The organism is Amycolatopsis tolypomycina (assembly GCF_900105945.1).
GTDB classification, from domain to species: domain Bacteria; phylum Actinomycetota; class Actinomycetes; order Mycobacteriales; family Pseudonocardiaceae; genus Amycolatopsis; species Amycolatopsis tolypomycina.
This window is the reverse complement of the sequence record NZ_FNSO01000004.1, coordinates 5,265,211-5,281,940: the sequence shown is the minus strand read 5'-3', so window position 1 is coordinate 5,281,940 and position 16,730 is coordinate 5,265,211. Positions and strand designations below refer to the sequence as shown.

Here is a 16,730-nt window from a genome sequence, read left to right as displayed (position 1 = left end):
TCCCCCTCGCCCCCTGAGATCGACAGGATGGACCCGTGGCACGCGTCAAGCGGGCGGTCAACGCCCAGAAGAAGCGTCGCGCAACTCTCGAACTGGCCAGCGGCTACCGCGGCCAGCGTTCGCGGCTGTACCGCAAGGCCAAGGAGCAGACGCTTCACTCGCTGAACTACGCCTACCGGGACCGCCGTGCCCGCAAGGGTGACTTCCGCCAGCTGTGGATCACCCGCATCAACGCGGCCGCCCGCGCCAACGGCGTGACCTACAACCGGTTCATCCAGGGCATCAAGGCCGCGGGTGTCGAGGTCGACCGCAAGATCCTCGCGGACCTCGCCGTCAACGACGCCGCCGCCTTCACCGCGCTGGCCGAGCTCGCCAAGGCCAACGTCAACACCGGCGAAGCGAAGTCGGCCTGACCGGCAGCTTTCCCCGACCCGGGGCGGAACCGTTCACCGAACGGACCCCCCGGGTCGTTGCTGCGCGCAAGCTGACGCGGCGCGCGGAACGCGACAAGACCGGCCGGTTCCTGGCCGAAGGCGCCAACGCCGTCGAGGCCGCGCTGGCCGACGGCACGGTGTACGAGCTGTTCGTCACTTCGCGCGCGTCCGCACAGCACGCCGACCTGCTCGACGCCGCCCGCGCGGCCGGCTTCGGCGTCTCGCCGATCACCGACCGCGCCGCCGACGGGCTGTCGGAAACCGTGACGCCCCAAGGCATCGTGGCCGTCTGCGCGCTGCTGGACCGGCCCCTCGAGGAGGCCGTGACGCCGGCCGCGCGGCTCGTGGTCGTGCTGGTGGACGTCGCCGACCCCGGCAACGCGGGCACGGTCATCCGCGTCGCCGACGCGGCCGGTGCCGACGCGGTGGTCCTGGCGGGCGACACCGTCGACCCCCACAACGGCAAGTGCGTCCGCGCCGCCGCCGGCAGCCTGTTCCACCTGCCGATCGCGCGCGTCCGCGACGTCCCGGCGGCGCTGTCGGCCTGCTCGGCCGCGGGCCTGCGGACGTTCGCCGCCCACGGCTACGCCGACGCCGAACTCGATCGGGTGGACCTCGCCGCGCCGACCGCGTGGGTGTTCGGCAACGAGGCACACGGCCTGCCCGCCGACGTCCTCGACCGCACCGATCTCGCCGTCCGGATCCCCCTGTACGGCCGCGCCGAGAGCCTCAACCTCGCCACCGCCGCGGCCGTCTGCGTCTACACGAGCGCCATGGCGGCGCGGCGCTGACCTGCGAGTAGGCTCCCGCAATATCCATTGTGGCCGATATCGGGGGGTTCCATGGGCAGGCTCGCCCGCTCGTTCGCGCTGTTCTCCGCTTCGTTCAAGGTGCTGCGCGCCCACAAGGGCCTGGCGTGGTTCCCGGTGCTCGCCGGGATCGCCGGGCTGCTGGTCGCCGCGGTGTTCCTGACACCCGCGTTCTTCACCGTCCACCTCGACGCCGACGACTTCCGGCCGACCGTCGGCACGTACGTGCTGCTCGCGGCGTTCTACCTCGTTTCGGCGTTCGTCACGATCTTCTTCAACGCCGCCCTGATCTCCCAGGCGGCCGTGGCGCTGCGCGGTGACGGCGGGATGCCGGGTGTCGGCGCCGGCCTCGCCGCGGCCGGCCGTCGCTGGCCGGCCCTGCTCGGCTGGGCCGGGGTGACCGCGACGGTCAGCGTGGTCCTGCGCACGATCGAGGAGCGGCTCGGCTTCCTCGGCGGCATCATCAGCGGCCTGGTCGGCATGGCCTGGCGGTTCACCACGTACCTCGTGCTGCCGGCGGTCATGCTCGAAGGCGCCGGGGTCCGCGACGGCGTCAAGCGGTCGGTCGAGCTGTTCCGCCGCGCCTGGGGCGAGAACGTCGCCGGCACCGCCGGCCTCGGCATCGTCGGGTTCCTGCTCACCCTGGCCGGGTACGTCGTGTTCCTCGGCGGCGGGTTCCTGCTCGGCGGCACGGCCACGCTGTTCGTCGCGGTCGGGCTGGCGATCGTCTGGACCCTGCTCGTGGCGGTCTTCATCACGACTTTGTCCGGCATCTACCAGACGGCGCTGTACCGCTACGCCGCCGAGGGCGCCGTGCCCGGCGAGTTCGCGTCGGTCGACTTCGAAGGGGCGTTCCGCGCGCGCTGACGCCGCGGCCGCGCGCCCCCGGGGCGACCGGGGGCGCGCGGAGCCGATCCCATAGACTTTTCCCGCCTTTGACCTCTCGCGTGCCGTGTGCGGCGGCGCGTGAACGACCAGTCCCAGCGGACGCCGAGGAGTTATGTCCGGAGCCACGGAGAAGGAAGCACAGGGCGCGGTGCTCGCCCCCGAGACGCTGCAGGAGGCGGTCAAGGCCGCCGAAGCGGCGTTCGCCGCCGCGACCGGGCTCGAAGGGCTGGCCGAGGTCAAGCCGGCCCACCTCGGCGACCAGTCACCGGTGGGCCTCGCCCGCCGCGGGATCGGCGCCCTGCCGAAGCAGGAGAAGGCCGAGGCGGGCAAGCGCGTCAACGAGGCGCGACAGGCCGTCCAGGCGGCCTTCGACGCCCGCCGCGCCGAGCTCCAGGCGGAGCGCGACGAGCGCGTGCTGCGCGAAGAGGCCGTCGACGTCACCCTGCCGTGGGACCGCGTCCCGCGCGGCGCCCGGCACCCGATCAGCACCGTCTCCGAACGCGTCGCCGACGCCTTCGTCGCGATGGGTTACGAGGTCGCCGAAGGTCCCGAGATCGAAGCCGAGTGGTTCAACTTCGACGCGCTGAACTTCGGCAAGGACCACCCGGCCCGCCAGCTGCAGGACACGTTCTACGTCGGCGAAGAGGACTCCGGCCTGGTGCTGCGCACGCACACCTCGCCGGTGCAGGCGCGCACGCTGCTGCACCGCGACTTGCCGGTGTACGTCGTCTGCCCCGGCCGGACGTACCGCACCGACGAGCTCGACTCGACCCACACCCCGGTGTTCACCCAGGTCGAGGGCCTCGCGGTCGACAAGGGCATCACCATGGCCCACCTCAAGGGCACCCTGGACGCCTTCGCCCGCGCGATGTTCGGCGAGAGCTCCAAGACGCGGCTGCGCCCGCACTTCTTCCCGTTCACCGAGCCGTCCGCCGAGGTGGACGTCTGGTTCGAGGAGAAGAAGGGCGGCCCCGGCTGGGTCGAGTGGGGTGGCTGCGGCATGGTCAACCCGAACGTGCTGCGCGCCTGCGGCGTCGACCCCGAGGTGTACTCCGGGTTCGCCTTCGGCATGGGCATCGAGCGCACCCTGCAGTTCCGCAACGGGATCCCGGACATGCGCGACATGGTGGAGGGCGACGTCCGCTTCACCCTTCCCTTCGGAACGGAGGCATAGTGCGAGTCCCAGTCAGCTGGCTGACCGAACACCTCGATCTCGCTGAGGAGGTCACGCCGCAGGACCTGGCCGACGCGTTCGTCCGGATCGGCATCGAGGTCGACGACCTGCACGAGCTCGGTCCCGTGACCGGCCCGCTGGTCGTCGGCCGGGTCGCCGAGATCGAGGAGCTCACCGAGTTCAAGAAGCCGGTGCGCTTCTGCCGCGTCGACGTCGGCGAGCCCGCCGACGAAGCCGCGGACGACGAACTCGACGACGAGGACGACGACGACGAAGCCGGCGAGCTCGACGAGGGCCCGCACGGCATCAAGACCCGCGGCATCATCTGCGGCGCGCGCAACTTCGCCGAGGGCGACCTGGTCGTCGTCGCGCTGCCCGGCGCCGTCCTGCCCGGCGACTTCGAGATCGCCGCCCGCAAGACCTACGGCCGGATCAGCGACGGCATGATCTGCTCGGCCCGCGAGCTCGGCCTCGGCGACGACCACACCGGCATCCTCGTGCTGCCCCCGGGCACCGCGAGCCCGGGCGACGACGCGAGCGAGCTGCTCGGCCTCAACGACTCGGTGATCGAGCTCGCCGCGACCCCGGACCGCGGCTACGCGCTGTCGATCCGCGGGCTCGCGCGCGAGCTGTCGAACGCGCTCGACGTGCCCTTCGGCGACCCGGCACTGCTCGAGGTCCCGGCGGCCGAGGGCGACGCCTGGCCGGTCCGCGTCGAGGACCCGGAAGGCTGCCCGCGGTTCGTGCTGCGCCGGGTCACCGGCCTGGACGCGACCGCGCCGACCCCGTGGCGGATGCGGCGGCGGCTGATGCTGGCCGGCATCCGGTCGATCTCCCTGGCCGTCGACGTCACCAACTACGTGATGCTCGAGCTCGGGCACCCGCTGCACGCGTTCGCGACCAAGGCCATCCAGGGCGACCTGGTGGTGCGCCGCGCGCAGCCGGGCGAGAAGCTGACCACCCTGGACGACGTCGAGCGCACGCTCGACCCGGACGACATCGTGATCGCCGACGACAGCGGGGTCATCTCGCTGGCCGGCACGATGGGAGGCGCGAGCACCGAGATCACCACGGAGAGCACCGACGTCCTGCTCGAGGCGGCGCACTGGAACCCGGCGGCGATCAGCCGCACGGCCCGGCGGCACAAGCTGTTCTCCGAGGCGGCCAAGCGGTTCGAGCGGTTCACCGACCCGCAGCTGTGCGCGGCGGCCGTCGAGCTGGCCGCCCGTCTGCTGCGCCAGTACGGCGACGCGGCGATCCAGCCCGGCCGCACCGACGAAGGCACGATCGAGCCGAACCCGCCGGTCGTGATGCCGATCAACCTGCCCGACAAGGTCGCGGGCGTGAACTACCAGCGCGGTGTCACGGTCCGCCGGCTCACCCAGATCGGCTGCAAGGTCTCGGTCGGCACGGGCGACGACGGCACGGGCCTGGTCACGGCCATCCCCCCGAGCTGGCGCGGCGACCTGCGCCAGCCGGCCGACCTCGTCGAAGAGGTGCTGCGGCTGGAGGGCTACGACAGCATCCCGTCGACGCTGCCCGCCGCCCCGGCAGGCCGCGGCCTGACCGACGCCCAGCGGCGCGTCCGGGCCGTGTCCCGTGCCCTCGCCGAGGCGGGCTACGTCGAGGTGCGCCCGTTCCCGTTCGTGAGCGAAACGGTGTGGGACGCCTTCGGCCTGCCGTCCGACGACGTTCGCCGCAACACGGTCGTGGTCCGCAACCCGCTGGAGGCCGACCGCAACCGCCTGGCGACGACGTTGCTGCCGGGCCTGCTGGACACCTTGCAGCGCAACGTGTCCCGCGGCATGAAGGACGTCTCGCTGTACAACATCGGCCAGGTGGTGCTCCCGGCCCCGAACCCGCTGAAGGTCCCGGACCTTGGCGTCGACCGCCGCCCGACCGACGAGGAGCTGGCGCTGCTGGAGGCGGCCCTGCCCGAGCAGCCCCTGCACGTCGCGGTCGTCCTGGCCGGCAACCGCCGCCGGGCGGGCTGGTGGGGCGCCGGCGAGCCGGCGAACTGGGCCGACGCCGTCCAGGCGGCCCGCACGGTCGCGGAGGCCGCGGGCGTCGAGCTGACGGTCCAGGCGGCCGACCTCCCGCCGTGGCACCCGGGCCGCTGCGCCCAGCTGCGAGTCGGCGACTGGCCGGTCGGCCACGCGGGCGAGCTGCACCCGAAGGTGGTCGAGGCCCTCGGCCTGCCTCCGCGCACGGTGGCGATGGAGCTCGACCTGGACGCGATCCCGCTCCCGGATTCCCGCCCGGCCCCGAGCGTCTCGGGCTACCCGCCGGTGCTGCTGGACGTCGCCCTGGTGGCGGCGGCGGAAGTCCCGTCGGCCGACCTCGCGTCGGTGTTGCGCGAGGGCGCGGGCGAGCTGCTGGAGGACATCACGCTGTTCGACGCGTACGCGGGCGAACAGGTCGGCGAGGGCAAGCGCTCGCTGGCGTACAAGCTGCGCTTCCGCGCACCCGACCGCACCCTGACGGTCGACGAGGCCACCAAGGCCCGCGACGCGGCAGTGGCGGCAGCGGGCGAGCGCTTCAACGCAACGCTCCGCGCCTGACGCCCACCACTCCGAGGCTCACCGGCCCGGCGCTCACCCGGCCCCTCCCGCTCACCAGAGCAGGAGGGGCCGGCCGCTTTCCGGCCCCCGAGCTACTCAAGCCCGCCGTGTCGTCCCTCCAATCACGCGTGTCGACCCTGCAGTCACGCGTGTCGTCCCTCCAGGCACGCGAGCCGACCCTTCCGGCACGCGAGCCGGCCGCCCGATCACGCGAGCCGGCCGCTCAGGTACGAGGGTCGACCCCTCCGGCACGCGTCTCGACTGCCCCGGCACGCGAGCCGACCGTCCGGGTACGCGAGCCGACCGGCCAGGTACGCGAACCGACCCTCCCGGTCCACCCCACCGTCACCTCAGCCGATGTGCTTGAGCGCCTCCCTCCGGGACAGCCCGGACAACCCCGGGTGGTCGGCCACGAAGCACCGCACCCAGTCCGGCGCCGTCTTGGCGTAGTCGCGCAGGGCCCAGCCGATTCCCTTGCGCAGGAAGAACTCCGGCTCGGCGATCGACGGCTCGATCGCGCGGGTGAGCAGGTCGGTGTCGGTGTCCTCCTTGGCCCCCACCTGGCAGATGATCGCCGTGCGGCGGCGCCAGAGGTCGCCGTCGGTTGCCCAAGACAGCATCGCCGGCGTCATCCGGGCGCGGTGGGCCCGGAGGATCGGGCCGATCCGGCGGATGGCGAGCTCGTCCACGTGGTCCCACCACGCCCCGGTGACGATCATTTCCTCGTACACCGGCACCAGCTCCGGGTCCTGCCACTGCCGGTAGGCCCGATACCCGGAAAGATCGATCGCCGCATACCGCTCCTCGCGGAATTCGGCGGTGCGCCACAACGCCAGCACCGTCGCCGAGAATGTCGCCCGATCGGGCAATATGTGGTCGGCCAGTACCCGCTTGAGGAGCGCGCTGCGCTCGGGCTTCGCCACGCCGTGGAAGGGCATGGCCGACTTCATGTACGCCCGCATCGCGGGCGCCTTCACCGGGTCGGCCAGCTCGGCCAGCCCGGTGCGGATGGCCTTGACCAGCTTTTCTTCCACGCTCATCCGTCCTCCCGTCGCACTCCGGCGATGCGCACGGTACCGCCGGCCACCGACGGTTCCGGTGCCGCGCGGGCGACGCAGGTCCCGACGAAAGGCGGATGGCGAAAGCCGCGTCGATCGGCGAGATTGTCCAGGGTTGCCGGTAGTTTCGTCGGAATCGGGCGAACACTGTCGAATGCGGACGAAAAGGACGACTGTGAAAAGAATTGTTGCCGCCATTGCCGCCGCGGGGCTCGCGGCAGGCCTGATGGCTGCCGCGCCCGCCGCCTCCGCGGAAGGGGTGCAGTTCACCCCCGCGCCGATCGCCTGGGGCCCCTGCGCGTCGGAAAGCCTCAAGGCGAACGGCGCCGAGTGCGGCTTCCTCGTGGTGCCGATGGACTACGCGAAGCCGGGCGGGACGAAGGTCTCGATCGCGGTCTCGCGGATCAAGCACAAGACCGCGCAGTCGCAGGGCATCATGCTGGTGAACCCGGGTGGTCCCGGCGGTTCCGGCCTCGGCCTTTCGGTGCTCGGCAAGTACGTGCCGGACGGTGCGGGGGAAAGCTACGACTGGATCGGCTTCGACCCGCGGGGCGTCGGCTCCAGCAAGCCCGCGATCAGCTGCGACGGGAACTACTTCAGCTACAACCGGCCCGCCTACGTGCCGACCACGCCGCAGCTGGAGAAGACCTGGCTCGCCCGCTCGAAGGGGTACGCCGACGCGTGCCGCAAGAACGGCGAGATCCTCAACCACCTCAAGACGACCGACGTCGCGCAGGACATGGACAGCCTGCGCAAGGCCCTCGGTGAGAAGCAGATCAACTACTACGGCTTCTCCTACGGCACCTACCTCGGCCAGGTGTACAGCACGCTGTACCCGAAGAACGTCCGCCGGATGGTGCTCGACGGCAACGTCGACCCGCGGAAGGTCTGGTACCAGGCCAACCTCGACCAGGACGTCGCGTTCGACAAGAACATCAAGATCTACTTCGACTGGCTCGCGCAGCACGACGACGTCTACCACCTCGGCAAGACCGGCGACGCCGTCGAGAAGCTGTGGTACGCCACGCAGCGCAAGCTCGCCAAGGACCCGGCGGGCGGGGTCATCGGCGGCGACGAGTGGACCGACATCTTCCTGCAGGCCGGCTACTACGTCTTCGGCTGGGTCGACATGGCCAAGGCCTTCGACGGCTACGTGCACAAGGGTGACTGGCAGACGCTCAAGACGCTCTACGACAACTCGAACCCGCCGGGCGACGACAACGGCTTCGCCGTGTACCTGGGCGTGCAGTGCACCGACGTGCAGTGGCCGACCGACTGGAACCGGTGGCGGATAGACAACTGGCTGACCTACTTCAAGGCCCCGTTCGAGACCTGGGGCAACGCCTGGTTCAACGCGCCGTGCGCGTTCTGGCCCGCCAAGGCGGGCAAGCCGGTGGACATCGACGGCCGCAAGGTGGCCGGTGCGCTGCTCATCAGCGAAGAGCTCGACGCCGCCACGCCGTACGCCGGCAGCCTCGAGGTGCGGAAGCGGTTCCCGAACTCGAGCCTGATCAGCGCGCCGGGCGGGACCACGCACGCCGGTTCGCTGTCCGGCGTGCGGTGTGTGGACGACAAGATCGCCGACTACCTGGCCACCGGCACGCTGCCGAAGCGCCAGCCCGGCAACCACTCGGACGTCCAGTGCGACCCGGTGCCGGTGCCGCCGGTGACCGACGGCGCCGCGGCGCAGAAGTCGGACAGCTCCGCGAAGGCCGCCCAGGAGAAGCAGAGCACGCTCGCCCAGCTGCTGCACTTCTGAGCGAAACCGCTTGATCCCGCTGCCCCGGTCCGGTGCCTCCGGACCGGGGCAGCGTCTTGTCCGCCGGTGTCCCATCGTCGCCTCCTCGTGACGGTTCGTGGTCGAGGGGAACGTTAGGCGAGGGGTCTGACAATTTCGGAGCGAAGTGGCCCGTGAGCAGCGCGTGACCGAAAATTGTCGGGGGTGCGCGCTACCTTCGTGGCATGTCGATCATCCAACAGCGCCGGACCGAGGTCCGGGCACAGGAGAACACCTACCAGATCATGGTCGCGACCAGGACGGACGTCGACCGCCCCGAACCCACGCCCCGGGTGATGATCACCCTGGAGGCCGGCGGTCCGGGCGGCGAACCGGTGGCCGAGGGCAGCCTCGACCTGGACGTCGCGGTGGCGGCCACGGTGGCGGAGCTCGTCTCGGACGGGTTGCTGTCCGCCACCGGCGCGGTCCGCGGGGCGCGGCGAAGATCCGCGGATCGTCCTGCCCAGCAGGGCCGCCCGTGGAGCGAGGAGATGGACGCGGAGCTGGAGAGCCGGTGGATCGCGGGGGAGAGCGTCGCGGAGATCGCGGCGTACTTCGAGCGCACCCCGGGCGGCATCCGCGCCCGCCTGCCGCGCGTGGGCTGCGACCCGGAGAACCCTGGCTGCTACCTCCCGGTGCCGCCGAGCAGGCGCACCGACCTGGACGGAGAGGAGCCGGGCTGAGTGGAGGCGGTGGGCCGGTCCGCAGGTGGACCGGCCCACCGGCCGCCGCTCCCGTCCCGCACCGAACGGAGTTGCCCGATGAGCTCCCGGCAGGTCCGCGTGGTGTCGCGTTCCACCGCGAGCTCACGGCGCGCTACCCCGGAGCAGTCCGGACAACCGGACAGCCCGTGGGCGGCGGAGGCGACCGTGCTCGGCGACGCGGTGCTCATGTCGATGGGCTGGTCCACGCCCCGCAAGGTCGTCCGGGCATCCCGAGGAAAGGAGAGCAGTGGTGCACCACGAGGCAAGCCCACGCCGGCCGGCGTGCTCAGTCGGGCACCGCCGCGGCCGCGTGGGCCGCCATCACCTTCAGACGCTCGATCAGCTCCGGCGGTTCCTCGACCGTGAACGAGCACCCCAGCCCCAGCAGCCGGAACGCGAGCCACTCCACGGTGTCCTCGTGGCTGCGCCACCGGCAGCGGCCGTCGCCGAGGTCGGTCAGTTCGCCGGTCGCCGGGCCGAGGCGGGGAGCTATCTGCGCTGCCGGCTCCGCCAGCACGGCCACTGCCCGGTACGACGGCGCCAGGTCGTAGAACCGGTCCAGCACGTAGGCCGCCAGGTCCGTGGCCGGCGGCTCGCGCCGCGCCACCCGGCCGCCGGTTGCCTGAGCCTCGCGGACGCGGTCGGCGCGGAACACGCGCCAGTCCGCCCGGTCGAGGTCGTAGGCCACCAGGTACCAGCGGCGGCCGGCGGCGACCAGCCGGAGCGGCTCGGCCCGGCGCCGGGTCTCGGTGCCGTCGTGGGCGCGGTAGCGGAACCGCACGGTCTCGTGGTTGGTGATCGCCCCCGCGAACACCGTCAGCTGCGCCGGGTCGACGACGGGCCCGGTGGCCGGCACGGCGACCGTCGCCGTGCCGATCGTGCCCACCCGGCGGCGCAGCCGCGCGGGCAGGACCTGCTCCAGCTTGGCCAGCGCGCGCACGGACGCTTCCTCGATGCCATCGATCGTCTGGCCCGCCGCGGTGCGCAGGCCGACCGCGATCGCGACGGCTTCCTCGTCGTCGAGCACGAGCGGCGGCATGGCGGTGCCGGCGACCAGCCGGTACCCGCCCGCCACCCCGCGGCTGGCCTCGACCGGATAGCCCAGGTCGCGGAGCCGCTCGATGTCGCGGCGGATGGTGCGCGGGCTGACGCCCAGGCGCTCGGCCAGTTCGCTGCCCGGCCATTCGCGCGGTGTCTGGAGCAGCGAAAGCAGGCCGAGCAACCGGGCCGGGGTGTCCGTCATGGGCACAGCATCCCAAGGTGGCGGCCGCCACTCCGGGTTTGTTTAGACTTGCAAGGGCGTGCATAATCATGCGTATGACGGTGAACATCGCGGTGGCCGGAGCCAGCGGGTACGCGGGTGGTGAGCTGCTGCGCCTGCTCCTGACCCATCCCGAGGTCGAGATCGGCGCGCTCACGGCCGCCAGCAGCGCGGGCACGAAGCTCGGCGTCCACCAGCCCCACCTCGTCCCCCTCGCCGACCGCGTGCTGGCCGAGACCACGCCGGAGACCCTCGCCGGCCACGACGTCGTCTTCCTCGCGCTGCCCCACGGGCACTCCGCGGCGATCGCGGCGCAGCTCGGCCCGGACGTCCTGGTGGTCGACCTCGGCGCCGACCACCGCTTGGCCGACGCGGGCGACTGGCAGCGCTGGTACGGCGGCGACCACGCGGGCCAGTGGCCGTACGGCCTGCCCGAGCTGCCCGGCGCCCGCGAAAGGCTCACCGGCACCAAGCGCATCGCCGTGCCCGGCTGCTTCCCGACCGGCGGCTCGCTGGCGCTGGCGCCCGCGTTCGCCGCCGGGCTGATCGAGCCCGACGTCACGATCGTCGCGGTCACCGGCACCTCCGGCGCCGGCAAGAGCCTCAAGCCGAACCTGCTCGGCTCCGAGGTGATGGGCTCGGCGAGCGCGTACGGCGTCGGCGGCGCCCACCGCCACACCCCCGAGTTCGCGCAGAACCTCTCGGCCGTGGCGGGGGAGAAGGTCACCGTGTCCTTCACCCCGGTGCTCGCGCCGATGCCCCGCGGCATCCTCACCACGGCGAGCGCCCCGCTGAAGGAAGGCGTCGACGAGGCCGCCGCCCGCGCGGCCTACGAGAAGGCCTACGACGCGGAGCCGTTCGTCCAGCTGCTGCCCGCGGGCGCCTGGCCGACGACGTCGGCCACGCTCGGCTCGAACAACACCCAGCTGCAGGTCACGGTCGACGCCGACGCGAAACGCCTGGTCGTCGTCGCCGCGATCGACAACCTCACCAAGGGCACCGCGGGCGGTGCCGTCCAGTCGATGAACCTGGCCCTCGGCCTCCCCGAGACCACCGGCCTTTCCACCGTAGGAGTGGCACCGTGACCGTCACCGGCCCCCAGGGCTTCCGCGCCGCCGGCGTCGCCGCCGGGATCAAGGCCTCCGGCGCGCTCGACCTCACCCTGGTCGTTAACGACGGCCCGCTCGACGTCGCGGCCGGCGTGTTCACCCGCAACGTCATCAAGGCCGCGCCGGTGCTGTGGTCGCAGGAAGTGCTCAAGCAGCAGCGGCTGAAGGCCGTCGTCCTCAACTCGGGCGGCGCCAACGCGGCGACCGGTCCGGGTGGCTTCCAGGACACCCACGCCACGGCCGAAAAGGTCGCCGAGGTCCTGCAGGCGGGCGCGATCGAGGTCGCGGTCTGCTCCACCGGCCTGATCGGCGAACGGCTCCCGATGGACGCCGTTCTGTCCGGAGTGGACACGGCCTTCAAGGCGCTCGACGCGAGCCCCGAAGCGAGCCTGAACGCCGCCAAGGGCGTGATGACCACCGACACGAAACCCAAGCAGGCCTTCGCGAAGCACGACAGCGGCTGGAGCGTCGGCGGCTTCGCCAAGGGCGCGGGCATGCTCGCGCCGAACCTCGCCACGATGCTGTCGGTCCTCACCACCGATGCCGTGGTCGACAAGGAGACCCTCGACCGCGCCCTGCGCGCGGCCACCCACGTCACCTTCGACCGGCTCGACGTCGACGGCGGCACGTCCACCAACGACACCGTCCTGGTCCTGGCCTCCGGTGCCAGCGGGGTCGAGCCCACCGAAGCGGAGCTCACCGAGCTGCTCACCGCGGTGAGCCACGACCTGGTGCTCCAGCTGCGCGCGGACTCCGAGGGCGCGACCAAGGACGTCGACGTCACCGTGCGCGGCGCGGCCACCGAGGCCGACGCGATCGCCGTCGCCCGCACGATCGCCGAGGACAACCTGGTCAAGACGGCCCTGTTCGGCTCCGACCCGAACTGGGGCCGGATCGCCATGGCGCTCGGCCGGGTGCCTGCCCGCATCGACCCCGAGGCCGTGTCGATCGCGATCAACGGCGTCACCCTCTTCGCCCAGGGCGTGCCCGCCGCCGACCGGTCGGAAGCGGACCTCACCGGCCGGGCCATCGAAATCGTCGTCGACCTCGGTGTCGGCACCAGCACCGCGACCATCTACACCACGGATCTTTCGCACGGCTACGTCGAAGAGAACAGCGCGTACTCCTCATGAACCAGGAGGCTCTGATTTCCGCGGACGAACGACTCGCGACGGCGGCCGAAAAGGCCGGGGTGCTCATCGAGGCGCTGCCTTGGCTGCAGCGGTTCCACGGGGCCACCGTGGTGGTGAAGTACGGCGGCAACGCGATGATCGACGACCAGCTGAAGGCGGCCTTCGCCGAGGACATGGTGTTCCTCCGGCTGGCCGGCCTGCGCCCGGTCGTCGTGCACGGCGGCGGCCCGCAGATCACCGCGATGCTCAAGCGGCTCGGTGTCGAAGGCGAGTTCAAGGGCGGCCTGCGGGTCACCACGCCGGAGACGATGGACATCGTCCGGATGGTGCTCACCGGCCAGGTCAGCCGGGAGCTCGTCGGGCTGATCAACGCCCACGGGCCGTACGCGGTCGGCATCTCCGGCGAGGACGCCCGGCTGTTCACCGCCGAGCGCAAACAGGCCACTGTGGACGGTGAGCAGGTCGACATCGGGCTCGTCGGCGAGGTCGCCGAGGTCAACCCGGACGCCGTGCTCGACATCGTCAACGCCGGGCGCATCCCGGTCGTGTCCACGGTCGCCCCGGACGTCGACGGCGTGGTGCACAACGTCAACGCCGACACGGCCGCCGGTGCCTTGGCGGCCGCGCTGGGCGCGGAGAAGCTCGTCGTGCTCACCGACGTCGAAGGCCTGTACGCGAACTGGCCCGACCGGTCCTCGCTGATCGACCGCGTCCGCGTCGACCGGCTCGAGACCATGCTGCCCGGCCTGGCCAGCGGCATGATCCCGAAGATGGAGGCGTGCGTGCGCGCCATCCGCGGCGGCGTCCGCCGGGCGCACGTCATCGACGGCCGCCTCGCCCATTCCGTGCTGCTGGAGGTCTTCACCTCGCGCGGCATCGGCACCATGGTCTTCCCCGAAACGGAGCTCCCGTGACCGACCTCACGTCCAATGTGGACGGCCAGGCGCACTGGCAGTCCGCCCTGATGGACAACTACGGCACGCCCAAGCTGACGCTGGTGCGCGGCGAGGGCGCGAAGGTGTGGGACGCCGACGGCAAGGAGTACGTCGACCTGGTCGGCGGCATCGCCGTCAACGCGCTCGGCCACGCGCACCCGGCCGTCGTCGAAGCCGTCACCGAGCAGATCCAGCGGCTCGGCCACACCTCGAACCTCTACGTCAACCCGGTGGCCGTCGAGCTCGCCGAGGCGCTGCTCGACGTCGCCGGCCTCACCGGTCACGGCAAGGTGCTGTTCGTCAACTCCGGCGCCGAGGCCAACGAAGCCGCGCTGAAGATCAGCAGGCTGACCGGGCGCACCAAGGTGGTCGCCGCCGAAGGGGCGTTCCACGGCCGGACCATGGGCGCGCTGACGCTCACCGGCCAGCCCGCCAAGCGCGACGCCTTCAAGCCACTGGTGCCCGGCGTCCAGCACGTGCCGTTCGGAGACGTCGAAGCTCTCAAGGCCGCCGTCGACACCGACACCGCGGCGCTCTTCCTGGAGCCGGTGCTCGGCGAGGCGGGCGTCATCCCGGCGCCGGACGGCTACCTGCAGGCCGCCCGCGAAATCACCAAGGCCACCGGCACGCTGCTGGTGCTCGACGAGGTGCAGACCGGGCTCGGCAGACTCGGCACCTGGTTCGGCTACCAGCAGGCCGGCATCGTGCCGGACGTCATCACCCTGGCGAAGGGCCTCGGCGGCGGTCTCCCGCTGGGCGCGGTGATCGGCGTCGGCGCGGCGGGCGACCTGCTCAAGCCGGGCCAGCACGGCACCACCTTCGGCGGCAACCCGGTCTGCTGCGCGGCCGGCCTGGCCGTGCTGAAGACCATCGCCGCCGAAGGCCTCCTCGACCACGTCTCCGCGCTGGGCAAGGACATCGCGGCCGGGGTCGAGGCACTGGGACACCCGCTCGTCGCCGGCGTGCGCGGCTCCGGGCTGCTGCTCGGCATCGCCCTGAAACAGCCCGTCTCGGCGGCGCTCGCCCAGGCCGCCCAGGACGCCGGCTACCTCGTCAACCCGGTCGCCCCGGACACCGTCCGGCTCGCGCCCCCGCTCGTCCTCGACGGCGAACAGGCCGAAGGCTTCCTCGCCGCCCTCCCGAACGCGCTCGACTCCACCACGAAGGACTCCGACTGATGCTGCGCCACTTCCTCCGCGACGACGACGTCAGTCCGGCCGAGCAGAAAGCCATCCTCGACCTCGCCGACGCGCTCAAGGCCGACCCGCTCGGCAACAAGACCCTGGCCGGCAAGTCCATCACGGCGATCTTCGAGAAGAACTCGACGCGCACCCGGTTCTCCTTCGAGGTCGGCATCAGCCAGCTCGGCGGCCACCCGGTGATCGTCGACGGCCGTTCGATGCAGCTCGGCCGCGAAGAGACCATCGAGGACACTTCGCGGGTCCTCTCGCGGTACGTCGACGGGATCGTCTGGCGCACCTTCGCGCAGAAGCGCATCGAAGCGATGGCATCGGCCGCGTCGATCCCGGTGGTCAACGCGCTCACCGACGAGTTCCACCCGTGCCAGGTGCTCACCGACCTCATGACGATCCGCGAGCGCAAGGGCAAGCTCGAGGGCCTCACCCTCGTCTACCTCGGCGACGGCGCCAACAACATGGCGCACTCGCTGCTGCTCGGCGGGGTCACCGCCGGGATGCACGTCCGGGTCGTCTCGCCGGTCGGCTTCCAGCCCGACCAGGGCGTGATGCTGGACGCGAAGAAGCGCGCGACCGAGACCGGCGGCAGCGTCACCGTCTTCACCGACCCGCACGCGGCGGTCGACGGCGCGGACGTGCTCGTCACCGACACGTGGACGTCGATGGGGCAGGAGAACGACGGTCTCGACCGGGTCGGTCCGTTCCGCGCCCTGCAGATCAACGCCGAGCTGCTGAAGCGGGCCGCGGACGAAGCGATCGTGCTGCACTGCCTGCCCGCGCACCGCGGCTGGGAGATCACCGACGACGTGATCGACGGCCCGGCCAGCGCGGTCTGGGACGAGGCCGAGAACCGCCTGCACGCCCAGAAGGCCTTGCTGGTCTGGCTCTTCGAGGAGAGCCGGCGATGACCGGCAGCCGCGTGGGGCGCCAGGCGCGGATCACCGAGCTGGTGTCCACCATGACCATCCGCAGCCAGACCGAGCTGGCCAAGCTGCTGGCCGCCGAAGGCATCGAGGTCACCCAGGCGACGCTGTCGCGCGACCTCGACGAGCTGGGCGCGGTCAAGCTGCGCGGGCCCGACTCCGGCGCGCCGGTCTACGTCATCCCCGAGGACGGCAGCCCGGTCCGCGGGGTGCAGGGCGGCACGTCGCGGCTCTCGCGGCTGCTGGCCGAGCTGATGGTCTCGGCGGACTCGTCGGGCAACCTGACCGTGCTGCGGACGCCACCGGGCGCGGCCCAGTTCCTGGCCAGCGCGATCGACCGGGCGGCGCTCGAAGAGGTCGTCGGCTCGATCGCGGGCGACGACACCGTCGCGGTGATCGCGCGCGAGCCGCTGACCGGCAAGGATCTGGCCGAGCGGTTCGCCGCCCTCGCCCAGCGATCGGCGGACGAAGGATCACCATGATCGACATCTTTCCGGCCGAGGGGGAGTTCCTCGCGCCGGACGAGGTCGTGATCACCTTCGACCGCGGGATCCCGGTGGCGATCGACGGCGAGACCGTCTCGGTCGCCGAAGCGCGCCGGATGCTGTGCGCACGGGGTGAGGCGCAGCGGATCGGGCGCGGCGAAGCGTGCGCCGCACTCGAACGGCGGACCGGCCGCGGATGTGCCAGTGTCCGCCTGGTCCTGTACGACGGCCGGATCACGGTCGCCTGAACACCCGAACGCAACACCGAGGAGAAGCGAGAACA

The 16,730-nt window shown here is 72.0% G+C and carries 16 protein-coding genes; 14 read left to right on the top strand and 2 right to left on the bottom strand.

What is annotated here, in order from left to right; all coding sequences use genetic code 11:
- The first annotated feature begins 35 nt into the window (after positions 1 to 35).
- From rplT to pheT, 5 genes are all read left to right on the top strand, one after another.
- A complete protein-coding gene (gene rplT / locus BLW76_RS33680) occupies positions 36 to 413 on the top strand; it encodes a 50S ribosomal protein L20 (RefSeq protein WP_004559056.1) in 378 nt (125 codons plus the stop codon).
- Positions 410 to 1,225, top strand: a complete 816-nt coding sequence (locus BLW76_RS33675) for a TrmH family RNA methyltransferase (RefSeq protein ID WP_279627742.1) — start codon at positions 410 to 412, stop codon at positions 1,223 to 1,225. The genes rplT and BLW76_RS33675 overlap by 4 nt, the downstream gene beginning before the upstream one ends.
- Positions 1,226 to 1,276: 51 nt before the next feature.
- Positions 1,277 to 2,110 (top strand): DUF6159 family protein, encoded by an 834-nt coding sequence (locus tag BLW76_RS33670; RefSeq protein WP_091315111.1) that lies wholly within the window; start codon positions 1,277 to 1,279, stop codon positions 2,108 to 2,110.
- Between the two features lie 133 nt (positions 2,111 to 2,243).
- Positions 2,244 to 3,305: a phenylalanine--tRNA ligase subunit alpha gene (gene pheS, locus BLW76_RS33665; RefSeq protein WP_091315107.1), complete on the top strand. Its 1,062-nt coding sequence runs from the start codon at positions 2,244 to 2,246 to the stop codon at positions 3,303 to 3,305.
- Complete coding sequence (pheT, locus tag BLW76_RS33660) at positions 3,305 to 5,866, top strand: phenylalanine--tRNA ligase subunit beta (RefSeq protein WP_091315103.1); 2,562 nt, start codon at positions 3,305 to 3,307, stop codon at positions 5,864 to 5,866. Before pheS ends, pheT begins: the two co-directional genes overlap by 1 nt.
- A gap of 350 nt (positions 5,867 to 6,216) precedes the next feature.
- Here pheT and BLW76_RS33655 read toward each other — a convergent pair whose 3' ends face one another.
- Positions 6,217 to 6,906, bottom strand: a complete 690-nt coding sequence (locus BLW76_RS33655) for a DNA alkylation repair protein (protein WP_091315101.1) — start codon at positions 6,904 to 6,906, stop codon at positions 6,217 to 6,219.
- Positions 6,907 to 7,099: 193 nt separating this feature from the next.
- Here BLW76_RS33655 and BLW76_RS33650 point away from each other — a divergent pair, with 193 nt between their 5' ends.
- Entirely contained in the window at positions 7,100 to 8,683 is a 1,584-nt protein-coding gene (locus BLW76_RS33650) for an alpha/beta hydrolase (protein WP_091315098.1), read from the top strand.
- 203 nt (positions 8,684 to 8,886) lie between these two features.
- Positions 8,887 to 9,384, top strand: a complete 498-nt coding sequence (locus BLW76_RS33645; protein ID WP_091315095.1) for a helix-turn-helix domain containing protein — start codon at positions 8,887 to 8,889, stop codon at positions 9,382 to 9,384.
- A gap of 307 nt (positions 9,385 to 9,691) precedes the next feature.
- On the opposite strand, the gene BLW76_RS33640 is transcribed toward BLW76_RS33645, so the two are convergent.
- Positions 9,692 to 10,648: a helix-turn-helix transcriptional regulator gene (locus BLW76_RS33640; RefSeq protein WP_091315092.1), complete on the bottom strand. Its 957-nt coding sequence runs from the start codon at positions 10,646 to 10,648 to the stop codon at positions 9,692 to 9,694.
- 74 nt (positions 10,649 to 10,722) lie between these two features.
- Here BLW76_RS33640 and argC point away from each other — a divergent pair, with 74 nt between their 5' ends.
- The 7 genes from argC to BLW76_RS50825 are packed head-to-tail and all read left to right on the top strand — an operon-like array spanning position 10,723 to position 16,695.
- A complete protein-coding gene (gene argC / locus BLW76_RS33635) occupies positions 10,723 to 11,751 on the top strand; it encodes an N-acetyl-gamma-glutamyl-phosphate reductase (RefSeq protein WP_091315089.1) in 1,029 nt (342 codons plus the stop codon).
- The gene (argJ, locus tag BLW76_RS33630) at positions 11,748 to 12,908 is read left to right on the top strand and encodes a bifunctional glutamate N-acetyltransferase/amino-acid acetyltransferase ArgJ (protein WP_091315086.1); all 1,161 of its coding nucleotides are present in this window, start codon (positions 11,748 to 11,750) and stop codon (positions 12,906 to 12,908) included. The genes argC and argJ overlap by 4 nt, the downstream gene beginning before the upstream one ends.
- On the top strand, positions 12,905 to 13,822 hold the full coding sequence (gene argB, locus BLW76_RS33625; protein ID WP_091315083.1) for an acetylglutamate kinase: 918 nt from the start codon (positions 12,905 to 12,907) through the stop codon (positions 13,820 to 13,822). The genes argJ and argB overlap by 4 nt, the downstream gene beginning before the upstream one ends.
- Positions 13,819 to 15,021, top strand: a complete 1,203-nt coding sequence (locus BLW76_RS33620) for an acetylornithine transaminase (RefSeq protein ID WP_091315080.1) — start codon at positions 13,819 to 13,821, stop codon at positions 15,019 to 15,021. Before argB ends, BLW76_RS33620 begins: the two co-directional genes overlap by 4 nt.
- Positions 15,021 to 15,947, top strand: coding sequence for an ornithine carbamoyltransferase (gene argF, locus BLW76_RS33615; RefSeq protein WP_091315078.1), 927 nt, complete (start codon positions 15,021 to 15,023; stop codon positions 15,945 to 15,947). Before BLW76_RS33620 ends, argF begins: the two co-directional genes overlap by 1 nt.
- On the top strand, positions 15,944 to 16,444 hold the full coding sequence (locus tag BLW76_RS33610) for an arginine repressor (protein WP_086852567.1): 501 nt from the start codon (positions 15,944 to 15,946) through the stop codon (positions 16,442 to 16,444). The genes argF and BLW76_RS33610 overlap by 4 nt, the downstream gene beginning before the upstream one ends.
- Positions 16,441 to 16,695, top strand: coding sequence for an argininosuccinate synthase (locus BLW76_RS50825; RefSeq protein ID WP_091315076.1), 255 nt, complete (start codon positions 16,441 to 16,443; stop codon positions 16,693 to 16,695). Before BLW76_RS33610 ends, BLW76_RS50825 begins: the two co-directional genes overlap by 4 nt.
- Positions 16,696 to 16,730: the final 35 nt, after the last annotated feature.